The 749-nt window shown below is 58.7% G+C and carries 1 protein-coding gene; it reads right to left on the minus strand.

The annotated features are described in order from the left end of the window. Positions 1 to 141: 141 nt before the first annotated feature. Positions 142 to 600, minus strand: a complete 459-nt coding sequence (gene tnpA, locus DW024_RS09930; protein ID WP_118377609.1) for an IS200/IS605 family transposase — start codon at positions 598 to 600, stop codon at positions 142 to 144. Between the last annotated feature and the right edge of the window lie 149 nt (positions 601 to 749).

Genomic DNA, 749 nt, shown 5'->3' on the forward strand with positions numbered 1-749 from the left:
AATCAGAACCACCCTTAAAAAGGGTGGTTTGCTCTTAGGGTATAACCCACGGGCCCCGGGCTCGCGTCTAAAGGCGCGGGCCCGGACTTCGTCCAGGCCTAGTGCATCTTGACCCGTGGCGCGCCGGTCGAACCGGCAGGATCACCTCCTCTTGAAGGGGTCCTCGTACTCCTTCACGCTCAGCTTGTCCAGCGCGATGTCGTGGGACTCCTGCTCCCTGATGTACTTGGCGATCGTCGCCTCGTTCAGGCCGACGGTGGACACGCAGTGGCCCTCCGCCCAGAACTTCCTGTTGCCGAACTTGTACTTGAGGCTGGCGTGCCTGTCGAATATCATCAGCGAGCTCTTCCCCTTCAGGTAGCCCATGACGCTCGCGACGCTGTACTTCGGCGGGATCGCCAGCAGCACGTGCACGTGGTCGGGCATCAGGTGCCCCTCGATTATCTCGATCCCCTTGTACTCGCACAGCTTCCTGAGGATCTCCCCTATGTCGCTCCTGATTTGGTTGTAGATCACTTTGCGCCTATACTTCGGCGTGAACACGATGTGGTACTTGCACATCCACTTCGTGTGGGAAAGGCTGTAGGCCTTCTGGGCCATGGCGACCACCCCTTCGACTCGAATTCTTGACGGCCTGAACAATCGTCAATATCGGTCGGAGGGGTGGCTTTGTAAAGCCGTTTGTCTCCACCCGCATAGCGGGTGGTTTAAAGCTGGCCGCTGCGCGGCCAGCAGACTAAAGTCTTGAA

The organism is Collinsella sp. AF37-9, assembly GCF_003475115.1.
Taxonomy (GTDB): domain Bacteria; phylum Actinomycetota; class Coriobacteriia; order Coriobacteriales; family Coriobacteriaceae; genus Collinsella.